This window comes from Promicromonospora kroppenstedtii DSM 19349 (assembly GCF_000515355.1).
Classification (GTDB): Bacteria; Actinomycetota; Actinomycetes; order Actinomycetales; family Cellulomonadaceae; genus Promicromonospora; species Promicromonospora kroppenstedtii.
In genome coordinates this window covers 17361-20173 of the sequence record NZ_KI911568.1, presented here as the reverse complement: position 1 = coordinate 20173, position 2813 = coordinate 17361, and the positions used below count along the sequence as shown (strand labels likewise).

General features: G+C 70.1%; 2 protein-coding genes. One reads left to right on the top strand and one right to left on the bottom strand.

The genetic code is table 11. The features are described from left to right. A partial coding sequence (locus PROKR_RS30360) for an alcohol dehydrogenase catalytic domain-containing protein (RefSeq protein WP_036958867.1) occupies positions 1 to 523 on the bottom strand: 523 nt, incomplete at its 3' end. 144 nt (positions 524 to 667) lie between these two features. On the opposite strand from PROKR_RS30360, the gene PROKR_RS30355 reads away from it, so the two are divergent. Then, the coding region (locus PROKR_RS30355; RefSeq protein ID WP_157601788.1) for an ATP-binding protein at positions 668 to 2813 on the top strand (2146 nt) is incomplete at its 3' end.

Genomic DNA, 2813 nt, shown 5'->3' with positions numbered 1-2813 from the left:
CCGGCCCGCCCGCCGTCGTCACGACGTGGGCTCCGAGCGCCTTGGCGACCTGGATCGCGGTGGTGCCGATCCCGCCGGAGCCGCCGTGGACCAGCGCCCACTCGCCGGCGCGCAGCCCGCCCACGTCGGCCAGGTTGCTCCAGACCGTGCACGCCGCCTCGGGCAGCGCGGCCGCGTCGACCAGGTCCATGCCGTCGGGCACGGGGAGCACCTGCGTCTCGCGGACCACGACCTCCTCCGCGTAGCCCCCGCCCTCGAGCAGGGCGACGACCCGATCCCCGACGCGCCAACGCGACACGCCGAGTCCGACACGCTTCACAGTTCCTGATATCTCAAGACCTGGCCAGTCCGGGGCATTCGCGGGAGGGGGGTAGTATCCGGCCCGTTGTAGCAGGTCAGCACGGTTCACTCCGGCGGCGGCGACGGTGATCACCACGTCGCTTTGGCCAGCATTCGGGTGATTCAGGGATGAAATGGAGAGTTTCCCTGATGGCCCCGCTCCGGATATCGTGACGGCTCGCACATCGATGAAGCCTACTTCCGTGTGGCCTCACGAGGGTCGCCAGCGGAAACCGGGTGCCGGTAACTTGTACGCAGCACCGAGGGTGTTCGGCGGGCACCAAGCACGCCAAACCCCCTTCCGGATCAGTGATGGAGAGAGGTACGCATGTTCCGCAGGTTGGGAGTGCGCGGGAAAGTTCTTGCGACACTGGTCACGCCTGCCGTCGTCCTGGTCATCGCAGCGGCGTACATCATCGGCCTTTCGGTGGCCGACGCGATGCGCGCCCAGCAGACGGCTGATCTTGTCGCTGCGCTCGAGTACCAGGACCAGGCAGGCACCGCGTTCGCGCAGGAGCGCTACCTCAACATCGTCGCCATGATCGACGACGGCGACGCCGGTAACGCGGCCCGTCGGGCCCTTCTGCAGGGGACCCCTGAGCTGGGCGAGGACGGCAAGCCGGTCACCGACGACGACGGCGAGACGGTCTGGGCGGCCCCCGCGGCCCAGGCGCAGACGATCAGCGCTCTCGACAAGCGCGACGACGAGCTGCTGGACATCGACATCTCGATGCTGGACCAGCGCGTCAAGGACGCCGTGACGCAGACCATCCAGGACCGCGCGGCCATCACCGAGGTGCAGAAGAAGGTCGCCGCCGGGCGCCTCACCGAGCAGACCGCGACCGACGCCTACGGCACCTACATCGACGGCGCCCTCGAGGTGATGGACGCGATCGCGGACACCTCGGAGGACCGCGACCTCGGTACCCGTCTCGAGGCGTACCACTCGATCGACCAGCTCATGCTGACGAACACCTACGAGCGGCCGATCGTGAGCCTGGCGCTCGGGATCTTCAACGCGTACCCGGACAACCAGGCGGAGGCCGCCTCGCGGTCCCTGGCGCTCCGTGGCGCCGACCTGGTCAACCTCGGTGACCGCGAGTGGGACAGCACGCAGGACCTCTTCGACCGCATCCCGGGTGAGTACCAGGTTCCCGGTATGGACGGCGTCTACGGCACCGTCCGCGGCTACGTCGCACGCGGTGACCTCGCGGCCATCCAGCCGGCGCAGATCGAGGCGTTCTCCACCGAGTCCGCGAAGTGGGTCGACGAGGGCCGCATCGTCCGCGACGCCGTCCGCGAGGACACCGCGGGATTCGCCCAGGAGCGCGCCGATGTCGCCGCGAACCGCGCCTACCTCACCGGTGGCGTCGCGATCGCGGCCCTTGGCTTCTCGGTCATCATGGCTCTCGTCATCGCCCGCCGCCTGGTCTCCCCGCTGCGCCGCCTCACCCAGGCCGCCGGTGTGGTCCGTGACCGCCTCCCCACGCTCGTGGAGCAGGTGTCGGTCCCGGGTCAGGGCCCCAGCATGGACCTCGACCCGATCTCGGTCGAGTCCTCGGACGAGATCGGCCAGCTGGCCGCCGCGTTCAACGACGTCAACCGCACCACCATCGACGTCGCCCGCGAGCAGGCAGCCCTCCGTGGCTCCATCGCCGAGATGTTCGTCAACGTGGCCCGCCGTGACCAGGTGCTCCTGAACCGGCAGCTCGCGTTCCTCGACGACCTCGAGCGGTCCGAGGAGGACCCGTCGACGCTGTCGAACCTGTTCCGCCTCGACCACCTCGCGACCCGTATGCGTCGCAACGCGGAGTCCCTGCTCGTCCTCGCGGGCATCGACTCCGGTCGTCGTGTGCGCCAGCCGATGCCGGTCTCCGACGTCATCCGTACCGCGTCGTCCGAGATCGAGCTGTACGACCGGGTCCGCCTGAACCTCGTCGTCGACCCGATGATGCTGGGCCATAACGCGCTAAACGCGGCGCACCTGCTGGCCGAGCTCCTGGAGAACGCGACGATGTTCTCCGAGCCGCACACGCCGGTCGAGGTCACCACGGCCCGCGACGAGCAGTTCGTCACCGTCGTGGTCCGCGACCACGGCCTCGGGATGAACCCGCAGGAGGTCGCGGAGGCGAACCGCAAGGTCGCCAGCCACTCCGCGTCCGACGCCGTCGGCGCCCAGCGCCTCGGCCTCTACGTGGTCGGCCGCCTGTCGGACCGCCTCGGCGCCCAGGTGGCGTTCGGCGCGGGCGAGGGCGGTACCGGCACCGAGGTGACGGTTCGCTTCCCGGCCGTGCTGTTCATGCCGGACAACGCGATGCCGCTGCCGATGCCGACGGACCCGCTGGAGGCCAACACGCAGGCGGCCGCCTCGCAGATGAGGGGCGGCATGGCCACGGGCCCGGGCACCGGCGCGATGCGCGGTGCGGGCGCACCCACCAACGGCTTCGGCTCGCCCGCCGCCCCGGCCACGACGT